This window comes from Streptobacillus canis, assembly GCF_009733925.1.
GTDB classification, from domain to species: domain Bacteria; phylum Fusobacteriota; class Fusobacteriia; order Fusobacteriales; family Leptotrichiaceae; genus Streptobacillus; species Streptobacillus canis.
The window spans coordinates 1-20,921 of record NZ_WOEI01000028.1 but is presented as its reverse complement, the minus strand read 5'-3'; the positions used below and the strand labels follow the sequence as shown (position 1 = coordinate 20,921).

Below are 20,921 nucleotides of genomic sequence, written 5' to 3'. Positions count from 1 at the left end.
AAATGACATGTAGAATGAATGTAGATGGAATAAGTGATACAAACAAACATGGAAGTGAGAGATTCTACTTTGATACGAGTAAAGCACATATCTTTGATATAGAAACAGAAGAAAACATAAGTTTATAATTTGATATTTTTCTTTCTTTAATTTATAGAGAAATCCCCAAAATGGGGATTTTTTGTTATAAATAAATAATAAATAAAAATAAATAATAAGAAAAATAAATAAATATCTTGACAAAACAATAAATCGAGATATATTGTTAATAGGAGATATAAATATGGAAGGTGATATTATGACTGAAGTTAAAGATTTAATTGATGAAAAACTAATTTGTTTAGATTTAGAAGCTAATAGTAAAGAAGAAGTTATTAAAAAAATGGCGTGTTTAATTCATGAGGACCATAAGTTATGCTGTTTACCAACTTGTGATGAAAATAACGAGGAATGTGATGCAATTAAAGGATATATTAATTCTTTATTTGAAAGAGAAGCAAGTTTTTCAACAGCTGTTGGATATTCTTTTGCAATTCCACATGGGAAATCATGTTGTGTAAATAAAGCATGTATCGCTTACGCTAGATTAAAAAATGAAATTTCTTGGGATGAAGAAGAACAAGTAAAACATATATTTATGATTGGAGTATCTGATAAAAATGCTGGAAATGAACATTTAGAAATATTAATAAAATTATCAACTTCAATATTAGAAGATGAATTTAGAGAAAAATTAGATAATGCAAAAGAAAAAAGTGAAGTTATAGAATTATTAAATAAATATTCAAAACAAGATAGATAAATAAAAAAGAAAGGTGATAGAGATGAAAATTTTAGGAGTTACAGCATGTCCCTCTGGAGTAGCCCATACATATATGGCTGCAGAAGCATTAAAAAAAGCAGGACAAGCAAGAGGTCACGAAGTTAAAGTAGAAACACAAGGACAAATAGGGATTGAAAATGAAATTACAATGGATGATGTTAAAGATGCAGATGTAATTGTATTAACGACTGATATTGGATTAAAAAATACTGAAAGATTTAATGGAAAACCAATTGTTAGAGTTGGAATAAGCGATTTAGTTAAAAAAGCTGCTCCATTAGTAACAAAAATAGAAGAAGCAATTAATAATAGAAAATAATAAAATAGTGAAAAATTAACAGGAGGATGTTATTATGAAAGATCTATTAAAAAACATGAAACAACATTTAATGACAGGGGTTTCATATATGATTCCATTTGTTGTAGCAGGGGGAGTATTATTAGCTATAGCAGTAATGCTATCAGGTAAAGCTGCTGTACCTGAAACTGGATTTTTAAAGAGTATGTCGGATATAGGTATTGCAGGATTAACATTGTTTGTTCCGGTTCTTGGAGGATTTATTGCTTTTTCAATGGTTGATAGACCAGGAATAGCACCAGGTATGATTGCAGCATATTTAGCAAATAATAAAGGAGGAGGATTTTTAGGAGGTATTATAGGGGGAATATTAGCTGGATTAGTTGTATATTATTTAAAGAAAATTAAAGTTCCAAAAGTATTATCTTCAGTAATGCCAATATTTATTATTCCTCTGGTTGGGTCATTTGTAGCAGGGATGATAGTTTTATTAGTTATAGGTGAACCTATTGGTACATTTATGGCAGGATTAACTGAATGGTTACAAGGAATGCAAAATAGTTCTAAAATTGTATTAGGGTTAATTTTAGGAGCTATGATTGCATTTGATATGGGAGGTCCATTAAATAAAGTTGCATTTTTCTTTGCTGCAGCAACAGTTCAAACATCTCCTAATATAATGGCAGCAGTAGGAGCAGCGATTTGTACACCACCAATTGGATTAGCATTAGCTACATTCTTATTTAGAAATAAATTTACAGTTGATGAAAAAGAATCTGGAAAGGCAGCATTAATTATGGGAAGTGTTGGAATAACAGAAGGTGCAATACCATTTGCAGCTGCAGATCCTATTAGAGTAATTCCATCAATAATGGTTGGTGGAGCAGCAGCTTCGGTAACATCTTTATTATTAAATGCAACTAATAATGCAGCTTGGGGAGGATTAATAGTATTGCCAGTTGTTACAAATAGATTTGGATATATAATTGCAATAATTGTAGGAAGTGTTGTAACGGCATTAATGGTTTCTTTCTTAAAAAAACCAATATCTGAAGTTATAGAAAAAAAAGAAGAAAATAATGAAAGCATAGAGTTAGATATAACTTTTTAGTGTAAAATAAGGCCTTTAAAGGCCTTATTTTATATTAATATCAAATTTTTTTATTTTATTTTTTATCTTATTATTTAAATCAGAATCAATTATTATAGAATCAAAATCAGTTAAAGAGGCAAAAATATATTCACCATCTTGTTCTATTTTAGATTTTTCAGTAATTAAATATTTAAATTTACTACCCTCTATAATACATTTTTTAGTCAAACCATCATCTTCTTCATAAGTAGAAACAATACCTGAATCAATATTTATTCCAATGGTTCCTATAAATGATTTTGTAATATTATATTTTTTTATTTGTTCAACTGAAGATAATCCAACAAAGCCACCTATAATTTTATTGCAATGTCCACCAATTCCGATAACTTTAGTTTTTGTATCAATATTTGTAGAAAATAGATGCATAATATCTATCATATTAGTAATAATAGTTATATTCATATTATTTTTAATTATTTCTTGAGCTAAAATATAATTAATTGAAGAAATATCAAGAAATATTAAATCTCCTTCTTTAATTTCATTTAGTGCTTTGATTGCTAATTTTTTCTTATTTTCAACATTTTTTGAAATTCTAGATGTAATTGTTATTGTTTCAGCTGAATGTCTAACTTTAATTGCTCCTCCATAAGTTCTTTTTAAATGTCCAGCATTTTCTAATTTAGCTAAATCTTTTCTAATAAGATCTTTTGAAACATTAAAATATTCACTTAATTCATTGACTTTTACTTTTTTGTTTTCATTTATTAAGTTAATAATTTTATCCAAACGTTCTTGAACAAACATATATTCACCTTCTTTAAAGATTTATTTATAGTATATCTTAAAATTACGATATTATCAATATTTATCATAAAACAATAAAAAACAATAAAGATATTGACAAAACAAGAAAAACGAGGTAATATTATATTGAAATACTAGTCTTGGAGGTATATTGATGAATCAAAGAATTCAAAATTTAAAAGAAGACTTATTTAAAAATAAGAGAGAAATATCAATTGAAAGGGCTTTGCTTTATACGGAAAGTCATAAAGAAACTGAAGGTTTTCCTGAAATAATAAGAAGAGCTCTTGCTACAAAAAATATTTTAGAAAAAATGGAAATTTCTATTAGAGAAAATGAAATAATTGCTGGAAATAGAACTATTAAGCCAAGAAGTGGAATTATTTCTCCTGAAATGGATCCTTATTGGATATATAAGGAAAAAGATACAATACATAATAGGCCACAAGATCAATTTATTTTTACTGAACATGATAAAAAAATATTTTGTGAAGAGTTATATCCGTATTGGTCAGGTAAATCATTAAAAGATTCCTTAAATGGAATAGTAAGAGAAGAAATTCAATTAGCAGTAAATGAGAAAGTGTTTAGTTTAAATCAAACAGATAAAGGTCAAGGACATATTATACCTGATTTTGAATTAATTTTAAATAAGGGATTTGAAAACTTAGTTTTAGAGGTTGAAAAAAAATTGAAAGAAAATCCTGAAAATAATTTTTTGAAAGCTTCATCAATAACTTTAAGAGCATCGATACAACATATAGAAAGATATGTATCTTTAATTGAAAAATTAATATTAGAAGAAGAGAATGAAAATAGAAAAAAAGAATTAAAAATGATGTTAGAAGTTTCTAAACATGTTTCAAAAAAACCTGCAACAAATTTTATAGAGGCATTACAACTTTTGTGGTATACAAGTATTATATTACAGATGGAATCGAATGCAAGTTCAATTTCATTAGGAAGATTTGATCAATATTTATGGAAATTTTATCAAAAAGATATTGAAGATGGAAAAGATCCTGAAATTTTAAAAGAATATCTAGAAGCTTTTTATGTAAAAACAAATGATGTAGTCTTGTTAAGAAGTGAAAATTCAGCTAAATTCTTTGCAGGATTCCCTTCAGGTTATACTGCTTTACTTGGAGGACTTACAATTTACGGTCAATCTGCTGTAAATGAGTTATCATATTTATGTTTAGATGCATATCAAGATATTAGATTACCTCAACCAAACTTTGGTGTAAGAGTTAATGATATTGAACCAAGAAAATTCATAAAAAAAACATGTGAAACAATAGCATTAGGTACAGGTATTCCTCAATTATTCAATGATGATGTAATAATACAGTCATTTTTATCACGTGGTGTATCTTTAGAAGATTCAAGAGATTATTCAGTTGTTGGATGTGTTGAATTATCACTTCCAGGGAAATTATATGGTTTACATGATATTGCAATGTTGAATATAATGAAAATAATGGAAAAAGTATTATATTCATTTGAAAATAAAGAAGTAACATTTAATGATGTATTTGAAGAAATTAAAAATAAAATAGCATATTATGTTTCGTTAATGGCGGAAGGAAGTAATTTAGTTGATTTAGGACATAGAAAATATGCTCCTGTTCCATTACTATCAACATTAATGCAAAATTGTATTGAAAAAGGTGAAGACATTACAGAGGGTGGAGCAAAATACAATTTTTCTGGAGTGCAAGGAATTGGATTACCAAATTTATCAGATTCACTGATGGCATTAAAGACTTTTGTATTTGACCAAGGAAAATACACTTTTGATGAAGTATTAAATGGAATGAAAAATAATTTTGAAGGTGAAAAATATCAAGAGATGAGATATAATTTCATTAATAATGCTAATAAATATGGTAATGATATTGATGATGTTGATAACATTAGTGCAGAGATATTAAGATTTTATTGTAAGGAAGTAGAAAAATATACTAATCCAAGAGGCGGAATTTTTACTCCTGGATCATATACAGTTTCTGCTCATATTCCTTTAGGAGAAGTAGTTGGTGCTACACCAGATGGAAGATATAAAGGTGAACAACTTGCAGATGGAGGTCTATCTCCTATGTTTGGAAGAGATGTTTTTGGACCAACAGCTGTATTAAAATCATTAAGTAAGTTAGATAATGTATTATTAACAAACGGAAGTTTATTAAATGTTAAATTTAGTCCGTCTGCATTAAAGGACGATAAGGGGATAAATAATTTTGTAAACTTTGTTTATGCATATATGAAATTAAAATTAACACATATACAATTTAATGTAATAGGTATAGAAACATTAAAAGAAGCTCAAAAAAACCCTGAAAAATACGCTAATTTAGTAGTACGTGTTGCAGGATATAGTGCGTTTTTTAGTGAATTAAATAAGAAAATACAAGATGATATCATTCATAGAACTGAACATAATTTGTAATATAATTAGGAGAAGAAATGAAAGATAAAAAAGAGGGTTTAATCTTTAATATACAGAGATTTTCATTAAATGATGGTGAAGGAATTAGGACAATAGTATTTTTTAAAGGCTGCCCTTTATCATGCCCCTGGTGCTCAAATCCTGAATCACAAAGCTTTAAAATTGAAAATATGAAGGATAAACTAAACTGTGGGAAATATAAAAAAATAGGGAAATATTATACTGTAGATGAATTGCTTAAAGAAGTACTGAAAGATGAAATATTTTTTAATACTTCTGGAGGAGGAGTAACATTGTCTGGAGGAGAGATATTATCTCAACCAGAATTTGTAATAGAATTTTTAAAGAAAATTAAAGAAAATGATATTAATACTGCAATAGAAACATGTGGTTTCGGGAATACGGAATTATTTAAAAAAATACTTGAAAATACAGATACAGTCCTATTTGATTTAAAAATAATGGATAATGAAAAATCAAAAAAAGTTATTGGTGGGAATTCTAATTTAATTATTAAAAATTTTGAAGAGGCGTGTAAAAATAATCATGTTATTCCTAGGATACCTTTTATTCCTGGTTATACTGATGATATTCAAAATATTGATAAAATATTAGAGATAGTTTCAAAAAATAATATTGAAGAAATACATATTCTACCATATCATAATTATGGAGCATCTAAATATGAATTATTAGATAGAATTTATGAGTTAAGTGAGGTTGAATTACCATCAAAAAAAATAGTTTCACAAATAAAAGAGTATGTAGAATCAAAAGGATTTAGAGTAATAATAGGAGGTTAAATATATGCAATACTTTTTAGACACAGCAAATATAGAAGATATTAAGAGAATAAATGATATTTATCCAATAATGGGAATAACTACTAATCCAAGTATAGTAGCAAAAGAAAATAGAAACTTTAAAGAAATGATAGAAGAAATACAAGGAATACTTGGTAAAGATAAATTAATACATATACAAGTAACAGGAAAAACTGCAGAAATAATGATAGAGGAAGTTAAATTACTTGTAAAAACTTTTGGAGAAAATATATATGCTAAAATACCGGTAACAGAACAAGGTATAAAAGCAATGAAGATATTATCAAAAGATGGGTATAAGATAACAGCGACAGGAATATTATCGCCACAACAAATAATAATGGCAACAGAAGCTGGAGCAGAATATATGGCTCCATATATTAATAGGTCAGATAATATAGGAGAAAGTGGAGTAGAAATAGTTAAAGATGCTCAAAAAATACTAAATAATATTAAAATAAGTGATGAAGAATGTTTGAAGAGATTTAATAGAGTATTTGAACCTAAAATATTTGGTGCATCATTTAAGAATGTTAGACAAGTACATGAAGTAATGCTAGCAGGAGCCAAATCAGTTACAATAGGAACAGAAGTGTTTGATAAATTAATTTATCATCCATATACAGATTGGAGTATGGAAAAATTTGAATCAGATTGGCAAAAAATATACGGAGATAAAAATTTACTTGAATTAATATAATATAAAAAATACTAGCCAAATTGCTAGTATTTTTTTATAGTATAAAAATTTAGTTAATAGATTTTTCAAAAAATAAACTAATTAATAATTTATATCTTATAAAATTTGGAATTTATTTGAAAAAAATGTTTTTTTTTGGAAATATTATTGACTTTTTGGGTTTTTAAGGTATACTAATTATAGAAATAAATTTAATTTAGGAGGATAAAATGGAAAGACAAGACTATAATTTACCTTTTATGTTGACGTATGAAAATATAGCTTGGTTTTATGAAGAAGGATATGTAAAAATCTTGGATAGAAGAATATATCCTGAAAAAGTTGAATTTGTTACATGTAATAAATTTGAAGAAGTTGCTCAAGCAGTAGCTGATATGGTTACTCAAAGTGCAGGACCTTATACTGCAGTTGGAATGGGAATGGCATTAGCTGCTTTTGAATGTAAGGATTTGTCAAAAGAAGAACAAATCAAGTATTTAGAGAATGCAAGTTATGTTTTATCTCATGCTAGGCCAACTACTGCAAATAGAATGGAAAAAATTACAAAAGGTTGTTTAGAAGTTGCTAAAGTTGCAATAAATAATAATGAAAATGTAGCTTTAGCAATAAAAAATGAAACAATTAATTCTTTAAATAGAAGATACTCTATTATGGAAAAAGTAGGTAAAAATCTTTCAAAACAAATAAAAGATGGAGATAGAATATTAACTCAATGTTTTGGAGAGACAATTATAGGGATGTTAACAAGATTGTTAAAAGAGGAAAAAAAGGAAAATGTTAAAATATATTGTGCAGAAACTAGACCATATTATCAAGGAGCAAGATTAACAGCTACATGCTTTGCAGAAATGGGATTTGATACAACTATTCTTACTGATAATATGATAGCTTATGCCATGAAATATGAAAAAATTAATGTGTTTACATCTGCTGCAGATACCATAACTAGAGGAGGGTATATAGCAAATAAAATAGGTACATATCAAATTGCATTACTTGCTAAAGAATTTGGAGTACCATATTATGTTACAGGAATACCGGATGTAGATAAATTTGGAGAAAATGATATAACTATAGAAATGAGAGATCCAGCTCTTGTTTTAGGTAATCATACTCATGAAAAATCTAAAGCAATATATCCTTCATTTGACATTACACCACCATATTTAATAAGTGGGATAGTAACTGATAATGGAATATATTCAGCTTTTGATTTAGAAAGTTATTTTGAAAATGAAGTTAAAAGATTTTATTAAAAAGGTGGTAAAAAATGGATATAAGAGAAAAATTGGTTGATGCAGGAAGAAAACTTTATAATACAGGGCTTGTTGCAGGAACAAGCGGAAATATTAGTATAAGAAATTCTGATAAAGAAGATAGTTTTTTCATAACACCAAGTTCTATGTCATATAATGAGATAACAAAAGATGATATAGTAGAGATAAATTCTAAGGGAGAACCATATATTAAAGGGCAAAGACCATCATCAGAATGGAAAATGCATATTAGTGTTTATGAAAAATATCCAAAATATAATGCAATAGTTCATACACATTCTACTTTTGCAACAGCTATGGCTGTAGTTTATGAGGATATACCTTTAATATTGGTTGAGATGAGACCGTATTTAGGAGGAGACTTGAAGGTTGCACCATTTAAACCTGCAGGATCTGAAGAACTTGGTGAAGTCATACTTCCATATCTTGAAGATAGAAATTCGTGTCTTTTAGGAAATCATGGAACGATAAGTTGTGGTAAAGATATAGAAGAAGCATTTATGGCAGCAGAATATGTAGAGGATGCAGCTAAGATATATTATTATTCAAAAACAATAGGGGTTCCTAAAATTTTAAAATAAGGAGTGAGAAATATGTTAGATTTTAATTTTATGAATGATTCAAAAATAATATTTGGGGTAAATTCATTAACTTATCTAAAGGAAAATTTAGAAAAATATGATGTTAAAAATTTATTGATAATTACAAGTGGTGATTTTATAAAAGATTTAGGTATTTATGATGAAGTTATTAAAACATGTTCAGAATTAAATATAAATTATTTTTATGAAAATAGAGTTGTTGCAAATCCAAAAGTTGAACTTGTGAGAGAATTAGTTGATATATGTAAAGATGAAAATATTGATTTTATACTTGCTATAGGAGGTGGATCAAGTATTGACACAGCAAAAGCAGTTGCAGTAGGAGCTAAAAGTGATATAGATGTATGGAATTTTTATATGTATAAGGACGTACCAACAGAGGCCTTACCTATAGGAGTTATTTCGACAATAGCTTCAAGTGGCTCTGAAACATCAAACGCTTCAATTTTATCAAGTTCAGATAATAAATTAGGAATAGAATATGACTTTTTAATTCCAAGATTTGCTATACTTAATCCAGAATACTTAAAAGGATTACCTAATTTCTTCTTATTTTCAGGAATAGCAGATATTTCTTCACATTTATTAGAAAGATATTTCACTATGGAAAAAAATGTTGACACAACAGATTATATGATAGAAGGAATGTTGAAATCTTTATTTTTAAATGCAGATAGATTATTAAAAGATAAAACAGATATTAATGCGTTAGGAGAAATTTTCTTTATTTCAGTAATTGGACATAATAATTTATTAGATTCAGGTAGAATTTCTGATTGGGCAAGTCATAGAATAGAACATGAAATATCTCATGAATATAATATAATTCACGGAGAAGGAATGGCACTTGTATTACCAGCATATATTAGATACATGTCTAAAGAGGCTCCTGATAAATTTGCACAGCTTGCAAATAGATTGTTTGATATAGATTATAATAATTATACAAAAGAAGAAATGGCTTTAATTTTAGCAGATAAATTAGAAGAAAAATATATATCTTTTGGTCTTAGAACGAGACTTTCAAAATTTGATATAACTAGTGATAAGTTTGAATTAATGGCATTAAAGGCAACTAAAAATGATGGAATGAAAATAGGCCATTATATACCACTTTCTTCAAAAGAAATTATAAAAATATTAAATTTAGCAATTTAAAGGAGACCAACTATGAAAAAAGGTAGTTTTATTGGATTAATTCCATTATTAACATTTTTAATTGTTTATTTTATTATGGGAATAGCAACAGGGGATTTTAGTAACTTTCCCTTACTTATAGGAATGTTTTTAGCATCAGGAATTTCTTTATTTCTAAATAGTCCTGTATCTAAAAAAATGAGTTTTAGTGAAAGAGTTGATCTTTTTTGTAGAGGTGGAGGAGAACAAACTCTAATATTGATGGTAATAATATATATGTTAGCTGGAGCATTCTATTCAGTAGCGGGAGCAATGCACGCTACAGATACTGTTACAAATATAGGGATTAGTGTTTTACCAGTTAAATTAATTTTACCAGGATTATTCATCATAGGGTGTATATTAAGTTTTGCTATGGGAACTTCAATGGGAACTGTTGCAGCTTTAATGCCTATAGCTGTAAATATTGCTCAAAAAACTAATGTTTCAATGGCTTTAGTTGCTGGAATAGTAGTTGGTGGAGCGATGTTTGGAGATAATTTATCATTTATATCTGATACTACAATTGCAGCTACAACAACTCAAAATATAAATATGAAAGATAAATTTAAAGCAAATTTATTTATGGTATTACCAGCAGTTATAATAACAATAATTGGATTAGCATTATGGCCAGTAAATGCTGCTTCTATAGATGCAAGTGGAGCGATTAACTATATTAATTTAGTGCCATATATTTTAATAATTTCTTTATCATTATTTGGAGTACATGTAATACCAAGTATGACAATTTCAGTTTTATCAGGAGTTTTAATAGGAATAATTCATTCAGATTTTACTTTTGTTGAATCATTTAAAATAATTCATAGAGGTATGGGTTGGATGCAAGATATGGCTATAATAGCAATTTTTGTTGGTGGATTAGTTGAAATAATGAAATATTTAGGTGGAATAGATTGGCTTCTTAATAAATTATCAAGTGGAATGAAAACAAGAGTTGGTGCAGAATTGAGTATAGCGGCATTAGTTTCACTTGTAGATTTAGCAACAACTAATAATACAATAGCAATAATATCAGTTGGACCTATAGCTAAAGATATATCTAAAGAATTTGATATTACTCCTCAAAAAACAGCAAGTATATTAGATATTTTTTCATCAGCATTTAATGGTTTAATGCCTTATGCTGGACAACTTTTAACAGCAGGAGCTATAGCTCAAATATCCCCTGCATCAATAATTCCATATGTATGGTATTCAATATTGATGATAGTATTTGGTGTTTTATTTATAGTTATGGGTGTGCCTTTCAAAAAAAATTAGGAGGTTGTTTTTATGAATAAATATTCAAAACATTTTTTATTAGATTTAGAAACAGTAAAAGAATATATTAAAGATAATGTTAATTTTTTTGAAAAAGATGAAAATTTAATCTCTAGTGAAATAGGAGATGGAAATATAAATTACGTATTTAGAGTAAGAGGTGAAAAAAGTAATAAATCTATTATTGTAAAACAAGCAGATAAATTACTTCGCTCATCAGGAAGACCTTTAGATTTAAATAGAAATAAAATAGAATATTTAATTTTGAAGATTGAATCTGAATTATGTCCAAGCTATATACCTAAAATTTATCATTATGATGAAAATATGTATGCTCTTGTAATGGAAGATATAGGAGAGTATAAAAATTTAAGAACAGAGTTTTTAAATGATAAAATGTTTTTAAATTTTGCAAATGAAATATCGACATTTTTAGTAGATTCTTTATTACCTACAACAGATTTAGTTTTACCAAGAGATATAAAAAAAGAAAGAGTTAAAGAATTTGTAAATGTTGAACTTTGTGATATCTCTGAAGATTTAGTGTTTACAGAACCATATTATAATTATAAAAATAGAAATATAATAACAAATGAAAATTTAGAATATTTTGAAAATCTTTTATATAAAGATGAAAAATTACATAAAGAGGTTGCAGTTTTAAGAAATAAATTTATGAATTATGCTCAAGGGTTAATACATGGTGATTTACATTCAGGTTCTATATTTATTAATGAAAAGGGAATAAAAATTATAGATCCAGAATTTGCATTTTATGGCCCAATAGGTTATGATATAGGAAATGTTATAGGAAATTTATTTTTTGCATATGCAAATGCTTTTTATGAAAGAGAAAATAAAGAATTTGTATCGTATATTAGTAATACAATAAAAGATATTTTAGATATGTTTATAGATAAATTTTCTAAAAAATATGATGAAATAGTTACTTTTCCTTTATATAAAGTAGAAGAATTTAAAAAAGAATATATGGAAAATGTTATTTCTGATTCTATAGGGTATGCTGCTACAGAAATTATTAGAAGAACTGTAGGAGATGCTAAGGTAAAAGAAGTAAGCGCAGTAAGTGACATTAATAAAAAAATAAAATTAGAAAGATCTTTAGTAGAATTAGGAATATTTTTAATTAAAAATAGAAAAGGCATTACTAATGGAGAAATGTTAATAAATTTATCAGAAAAATTTTTTAAGTAAAGAGGAGATGTAATGGAAGAATTATTACCAGGAATTAGATTAAAAAAAGGGGATATAGAAGAAAGAGTTTTGGTTTGTGGAGATCCATTTAGAGCAAAAATGTTAGCAGAAAGATTAGATAATATGAAATGTTTAGCTCAAGGTAGAGAATATTGGACATATTATGGAGAATATAAAGGAGTTCCGATAAATATATCTTCTCATGGTGTTGGAGCAAGTGGAGCAATGTTATCATTTATTAGTCTTATTAAAGGTGGTGCAAAAGTATTATTGAGACTTGGAACTTGTGGTTCTTTAAATTCTAATATTAAGGCTGGAGATATAGTTATAGCAACAGCAGCAGCAAAAGAAGAGGGAGTATCTAATATATATGTTCCAGTATCATTTCCTGCAGTAGCTGACTTAGATGTAACAAATAAATTAATTGAAATTTCAAAAAAAACTGGAATAAAAGTACATAATGGTATAATAGTTACTCAAGGAGCTTTCTATGGAGGACTTTTAGAAACCAATACTGAACTTCAAGCTAAAGCAGGAGCAATAGCACTTGAAATGGAAGTAGCTGCTCTTTATACAGCAGCTAGTATGTACGGAGTTAAATCAGGTTCTATATTAGCAGTAGATGGTAATGCTTTAGCGGTATTAAATTCTGCAGAAGATAATGATCCAGATCCTGAACTTTTAAAAAATACAGTTGAAAAATGTGCAGAAATTGCACTTGATGCATTAATTAATATTAAATTATAGGAGGTTTTAAATGAAAAAGTTAAATCTAACTGAACTTTTAATTATGGGAGTTGGTCAAATTATTGGTTCAGGAATTATGGTTTTACTTGGAATAGCCATCGGAATGACAGGAAAAGGTGTAGCTATTTCATTTTTAGTGGCTGGAGTAATAGTTATTATTCCAACTATAGCAGTAGCTGCTTTAGGATCTGCAATACCAAATTCTGGGGGTATGTATACATATGTTAGGGATCTTATAGGTAGTAAAACAGCCTTTTTCTATGTTGCATTATTAGTTTTTGGTCAGTTTATATTAGCTCAATATGCAATTGGATTTGCAGATTTTGCTTCTCAGTTATGGCCAAGTATTAATACGACTATTTTAGCTGCAATTGTTATGACTTTTGTATTTATTGCTAATTTAAGAGGACTTAAAACCTCTGTTTTAATTCAAAGAGGAGTTGTATTTGTATTAGTGATATCTTTAATAGCTTTTGTATTTTATGGATTACCTCAAGTTGAAGATGTAAGTTCATTTTTTGTAAAAGATAATGTAATGCCTAATGGATTAGCAACATTCTTATCAGCTTCAGTTTTAGTAAGATTTGCATTAATAGGTGCAGAATTCTTATCAGAATTTGGAGGAGATTGTGAAAATCCAGGGAGAGATATACCAATAGCAATGATAATTTCAACTTTATTAGTTTCATGTTTATATTTCCTAATAGCAATAGTTGCAGCAGGAGTACTTCCTATAGAAGAAATAAAATTCCAAAATTTAGGTGTTGTTGCAAAACAAATACTTCCAGGATGGATGTATTTAGTATTTATGATTGGTGGAGGAATGGCAGCATTACTTTCTTCATTAAATGCAATTTTTTCTTGGGCAACTAAAGGAATAAAAGCAGCTATTAAAGATGGATGGTTACCTGAAAAGATGGCTGAAGAAAATAAAAAATATAATACACCACATTATTTATTATTAATGTATTATATAGTGGGTATGATTCCAATAATATTAGGAAAAGAAATAAGAGCAATTTCTGTTATTGGAACAAATATTGGATTAATATTTTCAATATTCCCAGTAATAGCTGTGATGTTTTTAATTAGTAAAAAACCTGAAGCATATAAAAATGCTAAATTTAAATTACCAGTATGGGCAATGTATGTAATACCAGCAATAAGTATTATGATATATTTAATAGGATTCTTCTCAAGTTGGGATTTCTTGAAAAGTGAAGGAGCACTAATTCCAATGGCAGTATTTTGTGTTTTAGTATTTATATATACTTGGTTAAGAGAGCCTTTTATAAAAAATAAAAAAAATAATTAGTTTATAGATTTGTGGAATTATTCTTAATTTGATTAGGGGTAATTCCTTTTTATTTTTATTAAAAAAAGGCAATAAATTTTGAAACTTATCGCCTTATGGTTACTAATTTTTAAATAATTTTAATAGACTATATTTATATTATTTTTTTTAAAAAAAACAACCCATTTTTTATCTATTTTTTTATCTGTTACTATGATATCTGTATTCTTTATTTTAGTAAAAAATACAGCTGAATCATCATTGAATTTAGTTGAATCTAAAAGAACTATTTTTATTTTTGAATTTGATAGCATTTTTTCTCTAACTTTTAGATTTTCTATACTATTATCGCCATATCCAAATTCAATATTTATAGTGGGGAAACTAATAAATGAAATATCAGCTTTAATATTTTCTAAAAATGTTAGAGTATGTAAATCAAACATAGAATTATACTTAGAATTTAAAGTTCCAGGTAAAATAATTAATTTTACATGATTAGATTTTAAAAATATATTAGCAATTTGTAATGAATTTGTGATTATTGTAATTTCTAAGTCAGATTCATAAATTTTTTTTGCAAGTTCTATACAAGTTGTACTAGAATCTAGAATTATACTGCTATGATTTTTAATATGTTTTATAGCAAGTTCAGCAATATATTTTTTTTCTTTTTTCATTAAAGTTTCTCTTAGTTCTAAAGGAATACCTTTATCAAAACTATGTTCGATATATGCTCCTCCATGTGTTCTTTTTAATTTTGAATTATTTTCAAGTTCTATTAAATCTTTTCTAATAGTTTCTTCACTACAATTAAATTCTTTAGATAATTGAGATATAGTTATAGTTCCTGAGATTTTAAGAAGTTCAATGATTTTATTATGTCTTTGGATTTTTATCATAAAAACTCCTTTCTAATTTTTATTTTTATTATATCACAAATTTATTTTTAAATAAATAAAAAGTGTAAAAAGTAAAACATATATTTAAAATTCTAATTATAGATGAAAAAGGTTATATAAATGGATGCTTAACAGAAACTGTTCGTTTTGATTCTTTTGTTATTCTAATCTTCTTATATCTATGTTGAGTTTGAATTTTTTAGATATGTGTTTCAAAAACTGAAAATAATTTTCAAAAAAAGTTGATAATTTTAAAAATCGAGTTATAATATATTATGCATTATATAAAAAAACTAAAAATTAGGAGGTCCTTTGATGAGAAAAATTTTATGGGGAGGAGCAATTTCTTCGAGTCAATATGAAGGAGATTTTCATAATAGAGGAATGGATAGTCAAGATTGTAGAATGTATATTCCAAGAACTGATAACAATACAGTTAAAACAAGATTACTGACTAAGCAAAGAGTTTTAGACGCTATTAAAGACAAAGATCATCAAAAATATCCTTTTAGGTATGGAAGCAAAGGAATAGAATTTTTTGAAGAAGATATTAGGTTGATAAAAGAATTAAAACCAGATATTTTTAGATTTTCAATTTCATGGTCAAGGATATTTCCAAATGGGGATGATGAAATTCCAAATGAAGAAGGACTAAAATATTATGATAAACTTATTACTGAATTATATAACAATAATATAAAAATATTTTTGACAATAAATCATTATGCTATTCCAGTTAATTTGATATTGAAATACGGATCATGGAAAAATAGGGAAATGATAAACATATATATGAGGTTAGTAGAATTAATTTTTGATAGATGGGGTAAATACATAGAAGTATTTTTACCTATTAATGAAATTAATACAGGATTTTTTAGTCCATTTAATGGTATCGGTTTGATGAAAGAAAATGATGAGGAAGTATATGATGAAAATGTTATCTTCCAATCGTTACATCATCAATTTATTGCAAGTGCAAAAGCGATAGAGTTAGGAAGAAAGAAAACGAGAGCAAAATTTACATGTATGTTTGCTTGTTTCTGTTATTATCCAAATAGTGCGAATCCTTTAGATAATATAAAGAAACTAAAAGAAGAACAGATTAATCAATGGCTTTATCCTGATGTATTAGTAAGAGGGTATTATCCAAGTTATGTTAAAGAGTATTTTGAAGAAAATAATATCAAGATAGAAATGCTAGAAGAAGATGAAAAATTGTTAAAAGAAAATACGGCAGATTATGTAAGTTTTTCATATTATCAATCTGGAGTTATAAGTGTCGAAGAATCAGAAAAAACAGCAGGGAATTTAGTCTTAACAACAAAGAATAAGTATTTAAAAGCAAATGACTGGGGATGGCAAATTGATCCTGTAGGATTAAGAATATCATTAAATAATATTTATGATAGGTATCAAAAACCAGTTATAATTTCAGAAAATGGTCTAGGTCATAAGGATATATTAAATGATGATAAAACTATAAATGATGATTACAGAATTAGTTATTTAAATGATCATTTTATAGAAATAAAAAAAGCTATTAAAGATGGAGTTGATATACATAGTTACCTTATGTGGGGAATTATAGATATAGTATCTGCAGGTAGTTGTGAGATGGATAAAAGATATGGAGTAGTATACGTAGATGCTAATAATAACTGTGAAGGGACTTATAGAAGATATCCTAAAAATAGTTTTAGTTGGTATAAGGAATTTATTAAAAATGAAAGGAGAGAGATAAATGAATGAAGAAAAATTAGAAGAGATTGTTTTTGAAATAATTTCAAATGCAGGTATGGCAAAAGGTCTTATTTATGAAGCGATGACAGAATCTTTAAATGGCAACTTTGATAAAGTAGAATCTTTACTTAAAGAAGCAGATGAGTTTTTATTGAATGCTCATAAAGTACAAACAGATATAATAAGACAAGAGGCAGATGGAGAACATCTTGAAGTTAGAGTTCTGTTTGTTCATGCACAAGATCATTTGATGACGACTATAGAGATAAGAAATTTAGCAGAAACAATAATAAAAATGAATGAAAAAATTAATAAATTAGAAAATAAGTGATATTATGAATAAAAAAAATTGGAATGATACAGATTATGACATATTTAAATTTAGCTATAAATCAGGAATGTTAATCATATTTGGTTCAACTCTTGTAGCTTTATTTGCACTATTTTTATCAAATATATTTAATATTAATCAAGAGTGGAGTATTAAAATATTAACTTCTGTTTTTATTGGATTTAGTTATGCATATTCACAGTATTTTATTGAAAGAAAAATAGGTTTAGTAAAAGGATTCTTTGTTATGGCCATATCAATAATAATAATACTTTTATTAATTTTAAGTTTTGTGAGATTTTAGGAGGTAAAAATGAAAATTTTATTTGTTTGTTCAATGGGGATGTCGAGTGCTATTGCAGCAAAAGCATTAGAGAAAGAATGTGAAAAACATGGGATTGATGTATCAGTAGTGGAGTGTTCAACTCAAGCTTTTGAAGAAGAAGTTAAAAAAGGGTATGCAATTGCAATGGTTGCACCACAAATTAGACATAGATATGACACTTTAAAAGCATATGCTGATGAAGTAAATGTTCCATGTGTTCTTATTAACCCTATGGGATACACTGCATTAGGTGGTCCAAAATTATTAGCACAAATTAAAGAAAATATAGAATTATAGAAAGGATGATTTAAATGAAAAAATTAGCAGAATTTTTAGACAAACATTTATCAACACCTATGGCTAAATTAGCTGAGCAACGTCATTTTAGAGCAATCCGTGATGGGATTGTTGCAACATTACCAATCATTATTGTGGGATCATTTTTCTTAATATTAGCATTTCCACCATTACCAGCATCGTGGAAGATAGTTGAGTTTATTAAGGCAAATATCTTTACTATCTTACTTCCTTATAGAATGTCTATGTATATCATGACATTATATGCAGTTTTCGGTATTGGGTACTCTCTTTCTAAATCATATAAATTAGATGGTTTATCTGGAGGGATATTAGCTACTTTATCATTCTTATTAACTATAGTACCAGTTAACGTTACTGTAGATGGAGCTGGGGTAAAAGGATTAGTTATCCCTATGTCTTATTTAGGATCTGTAGGAATGTTTGTTGGAATTATTACAAGTATTTTAGCTGTTGAAATATATAGATTAATAGATAAATCAGGATTCAAAATTAAAATGCCTGATCAAGTTCCTAAATCTGTAGCACAAAGTTTCGCTAACTTAACTCCTACAGCAGTTATAATAATATTAATGGGAAGTATCACTTATTTCTTAAAATTTGACTGGCATGCATTTGTTGGAAAATTAGTTGCTCCATTAGTATCAGCAGCAGATAGTTACCCAAGTGTTGTATTATTAGTATTCTTAATTACATTCTTCTGGTCATTTGGTATACACGGTGTAAGTATAGTTGGATCACTTGCAAGACCAGTATGGTTAATATTGTTAGAACAAAATACAAATGCTTTAGCAGCAGGACAACCATTACCAGCAATAGCAGCAGAACCGTTCTATCAATGGTTTATATGGATAGGTGGATCAGGATGTACAATAGGTCTTGCAATATTACTAGCATTTAGAGCTCGTTCTTCTTATGCTAAATCACTTGGTAAAACAGTTATTACTCCAAGTATATTTAATATTAATGAACCTGTAATATTTGGATGTCCAATAGTATTAAATCCACAATTAATAGTTCCATTTATTGCAGCTCCAGTAATTAATGCTACTATAGCATATGTTGCTACAGCAGCAGGACTTGTTTCTAAGGTTTCAACTATAGCACCTTGGACTTTACCTGGGCCAATAGGAGCGTACTTAGCAACAGGTGGAGACTATAGAGCTGCAATATTAAATGTTTTATTAATAGGGGTTTCAGTAGTAGTTTACTACCCATTCTTTAAAATGTATGATAATAAATTATTAGCTGAGGAAGGGTTAGAAGCATAATATGAGAAAATTAGGAGTTTCGATATATCCGGAAAAGTCAACTAAAGAAGAAATAATGGAATATCTAAAAAAAGCTAAAGATATGGGAGCTTCAAGAATCTTTTCGTGCTTATTATCAGCAAATAAAGAAGTGACTGAAATAAAAAAAGAATTTAAAGAAATAAATTCATATGCTAAAGAATTAGGGTATGAAATAATAGTAGATGTAAGTCCTGGTATATTTGAAAAACTAGGGATAAGTTATAAAAACTTAGATTTCTTCAAAGAAATCATGTGTGATGGAATAAGACTTGATGTAGGTTTCACAGGAAATGAAGAAGCATTAATGACATATAATCCACAATATTTAAAAATAGAGATTAATATGAGTAATGATACAAATTATATTGATACAATAATGCAATATATGCCTAATCAATACAATTTAATTGCTTGTCATAATTTCTATCCACATAGATATACAGGATTAAATTTAGAACATTTTGGAAAATGTAATTCAAGATTTAAAAAATATGGATTAAGAACAGCGGCTTTTGTTAGTTCTCAAAATAAAGGTGCTTTTGGACCTTGGCCAGCAACTGAGGGATTACCTACTTTAGAAATACATAGAGATATACCACTAGATGTACAAATTAAACATTTAGTTGCATTAGGTGATATAGATGATATACTAATTTCAAATTGTTATCCTTCAAAAGAAGAAATAGAAGCAATTTCTAAAGTTAATTTAAAAGTATTAAATCTAAAAATAGAACTATATAAAGACTTACCTGAAGTAGAAAAAGATATATTATTAAATGAACTTCATTTTAGAAGAGGAGACTTTAATGATAATATGATAAGATCTACTCAAAGTAGAGTTAAATATAGAGGACATAAGTTTGAAGTTTTCAATATTCCTGATATTAAAAGAGGAGATGTAATTATTGAAAGTTCAGAATATGGACACTATGCAGGTGAATTACAAATAGCACTAAATGATATGAAAAATACAGGAAAAAGTAATGTTGTAGGAAGAGTAGCACAAGAAGAATTATTCTTACTAGATTATATCAAACCATGGCAAAAATTTACTTTTACTGAAGATAAATAAGAAAATGAACTCTCTTTACTTAATTAATAGTAAGGAGAGTTTTTTTATGCAATAAAAGTTAATACTATTAATGAAATTAAGAGGAAAAAAAATTTTTAAAATAAAATATTGACTTTTTTATAGGTTAGAGTTACACTCAAATATTTCGACAAAAAAATTAAATAAAAAGAGTTTCCCAAGAGAGTATTGAAATAAGTCTGTAAATTGAAAAATATAGTTTTTTAGTAAAAGCCTCTTATGATATAATAAAAATATCAAGGAGGCTTTTGCTATGAACGAAGAAAAAAAAGTAAGAAGAACAAGAAGAATTAGAGAAATGGAAGAAACAGCCTACGATAAAGCTGCA

21 protein-coding genes are annotated in these 20,921 nt (G+C 27.2%); 19 read left to right on the top strand and 2 right to left on the bottom strand.

Annotated elements, in window-relative coordinates; translation table 11 throughout:
- Positions 1-283 precede the first annotated feature (283 nt).
- From GM111_RS07045 to GM111_RS07035, 3 genes are read left to right on the top strand one after another with little or no spacing between them, the layout of a single operon-like run.
- On the top strand, positions 284-802 hold the full coding sequence (locus GM111_RS07045) for a PTS sugar transporter subunit IIA (RefSeq protein ID WP_231479784.1): 519 nt from the start codon (positions 284-286) through the stop codon (positions 800-802).
- Between the two features lie 22 nt (positions 803-824).
- Positions 825-1,142, top strand: coding sequence for a PTS fructose-like transporter subunit IIB (locus GM111_RS07040; RefSeq protein ID WP_156300408.1), 318 nt, complete (start codon positions 825-827; stop codon positions 1,140-1,142).
- A gap of 34 nt (positions 1,143-1,176) precedes the next feature.
- Positions 1,177-2,232, top strand: a complete 1,056-nt coding sequence (locus tag GM111_RS07035) for a PTS fructose transporter subunit EIIC (protein WP_156300407.1) — start codon at positions 1,177-1,179, stop codon at positions 2,230-2,232.
- 24 nt (positions 2,233-2,256) lie between these two features.
- Here the strand turns inward: GM111_RS07035 and GM111_RS07030 are convergent, their stop codons facing one another.
- Positions 2,257-3,024 (bottom strand): DeoR/GlpR family DNA-binding transcription regulator, encoded by a 768-nt coding sequence (locus GM111_RS07030; RefSeq protein WP_156300406.1) that lies wholly within the window; start codon positions 3,022-3,024, stop codon positions 2,257-2,259.
- Between the two features lie 154 nt (positions 3,025-3,178).
- Here GM111_RS07030 and GM111_RS07025 point away from each other — a divergent pair, with 154 nt between their 5' ends.
- The 10 genes from GM111_RS07025 (at position 3,179) to GM111_RS06980 (ending at position 14,613) form a co-directional block, all read left to right on the top strand.
- Positions 3,179-5,473 (top strand): formate C-acetyltransferase, encoded by a 2,295-nt coding sequence (locus GM111_RS07025; protein WP_156300405.1) that lies wholly within the window; start codon positions 3,179-3,181, stop codon positions 5,471-5,473.
- Positions 5,474-5,490: 17 nt separating this feature from the next.
- Positions 5,491-6,276, top strand: coding sequence for a glycyl-radical enzyme activating protein (locus GM111_RS07020; RefSeq protein ID WP_156300404.1), 786 nt, complete (start codon positions 5,491-5,493; stop codon positions 6,274-6,276).
- A gap of 4 nt (positions 6,277-6,280) precedes the next feature.
- Positions 6,281-6,997 (top strand): transaldolase family protein, encoded by a 717-nt coding sequence (locus GM111_RS07015; protein WP_156300403.1) that lies wholly within the window; start codon positions 6,281-6,283, stop codon positions 6,995-6,997.
- Between the two features lie 209 nt (positions 6,998-7,206).
- Positions 7,207-8,253, top strand: coding sequence for a s-methyl-5-thioribose-1-phosphate isomerase (locus tag GM111_RS07010; RefSeq protein WP_156300402.1), 1,047 nt, complete (start codon positions 7,207-7,209; stop codon positions 8,251-8,253).
- 14 nt (positions 8,254-8,267) lie between these two features.
- Positions 8,268-8,855, top strand: a complete 588-nt coding sequence (locus tag GM111_RS07005) for a class II aldolase/adducin family protein (RefSeq protein WP_156300401.1) — start codon at positions 8,268-8,270, stop codon at positions 8,853-8,855.
- Positions 8,856-8,867: 12 nt separating this feature from the next.
- Positions 8,868-10,034: an iron-containing alcohol dehydrogenase gene (locus GM111_RS07000; RefSeq protein WP_156300400.1), complete on the top strand. Its 1,167-nt coding sequence runs from the start codon at positions 8,868-8,870 to the stop codon at positions 10,032-10,034.
- Between the two features lie 12 nt (positions 10,035-10,046).
- Positions 10,047-11,336 carry a Na+/H+ antiporter NhaC family protein gene (locus GM111_RS06995; RefSeq protein ID WP_156300399.1) on the top strand — a complete coding sequence of 430 codons (1,290 nt, stop codon included), beginning with the start codon at positions 10,047-10,049 and terminating at the stop codon, positions 11,334-11,336.
- A gap of 12 nt (positions 11,337-11,348) precedes the next feature.
- A complete protein-coding gene (mtnK, locus tag GM111_RS06990; RefSeq protein ID WP_156300398.1) occupies positions 11,349-12,551 on the top strand; it encodes an S-methyl-5-thioribose kinase in 1,203 nt (400 codons plus the stop codon).
- Between the two features lie 12 nt (positions 12,552-12,563).
- Positions 12,564-13,298 (top strand): nucleoside phosphorylase, encoded by a 735-nt coding sequence (locus tag GM111_RS06985; protein WP_156300397.1) that lies wholly within the window; start codon positions 12,564-12,566, stop codon positions 13,296-13,298.
- A 10-nt stretch (positions 13,299-13,308) separates the two neighbouring features.
- Entirely contained in the window at positions 13,309-14,613 is a 1,305-nt protein-coding gene (locus tag GM111_RS06980) for an APC family permease (RefSeq protein WP_156300396.1), read from the top strand.
- Between the two features lie 119 nt (positions 14,614-14,732).
- On the opposite strand, the gene GM111_RS06975 is transcribed toward GM111_RS06980, so the two are convergent.
- Positions 14,733-15,494: a DeoR/GlpR family DNA-binding transcription regulator gene (locus GM111_RS06975; RefSeq protein WP_156300395.1), complete on the bottom strand. Its 762-nt coding sequence runs from the start codon at positions 15,492-15,494 to the stop codon at positions 14,733-14,735.
- 315 nt (positions 15,495-15,809) lie between these two features.
- On the opposite strand from GM111_RS06975, the gene GM111_RS06970 reads away from it, so the two are divergent.
- Genes GM111_RS06970 through GM111_RS06945 form a run of 6 tightly spaced genes read left to right on the top strand, consistent with a single transcriptional unit; the run spans position 15,810 to position 20,575 of the window.
- Complete coding sequence (locus GM111_RS06970; protein WP_156300394.1) at positions 15,810-17,246, top strand: glycoside hydrolase family 1 protein; 1,437 nt, start codon at positions 15,810-15,812, stop codon at positions 17,244-17,246.
- Entirely contained in the window at positions 17,239-17,568 is a 330-nt protein-coding gene (locus GM111_RS06965) for a PTS lactose/cellobiose transporter subunit IIA (protein ID WP_156300393.1), read from the top strand. Before GM111_RS06970 ends, GM111_RS06965 begins: the two co-directional genes overlap by 8 nt.
- Before the next feature lie 4 nt (positions 17,569-17,572).
- Complete coding sequence (locus tag GM111_RS06960) at positions 17,573-17,872, top strand: hypothetical protein (RefSeq protein ID WP_156300392.1); 300 nt, start codon at positions 17,573-17,575, stop codon at positions 17,870-17,872.
- 9 nt (positions 17,873-17,881) lie between these two features.
- Entirely contained in the window at positions 17,882-18,190 is a 309-nt protein-coding gene (locus GM111_RS06955) for a PTS sugar transporter subunit IIB (RefSeq protein WP_156300391.1), read from the top strand.
- Between the two features lie 14 nt (positions 18,191-18,204).
- A complete protein-coding gene (locus GM111_RS06950; RefSeq protein WP_156300390.1) occupies positions 18,205-19,482 on the top strand; it encodes a PTS sugar transporter subunit IIC in 1,278 nt (425 codons plus the stop codon).
- Position 19,483: 1 nt separating this feature from the next.
- Positions 19,484-20,575: a DUF871 domain-containing protein gene (locus GM111_RS06945; RefSeq protein WP_156300389.1), complete on the top strand. Its 1,092-nt coding sequence runs from the start codon at positions 19,484-19,486 to the stop codon at positions 20,573-20,575.
- Positions 20,576-20,921 lie beyond the last annotated feature (346 nt).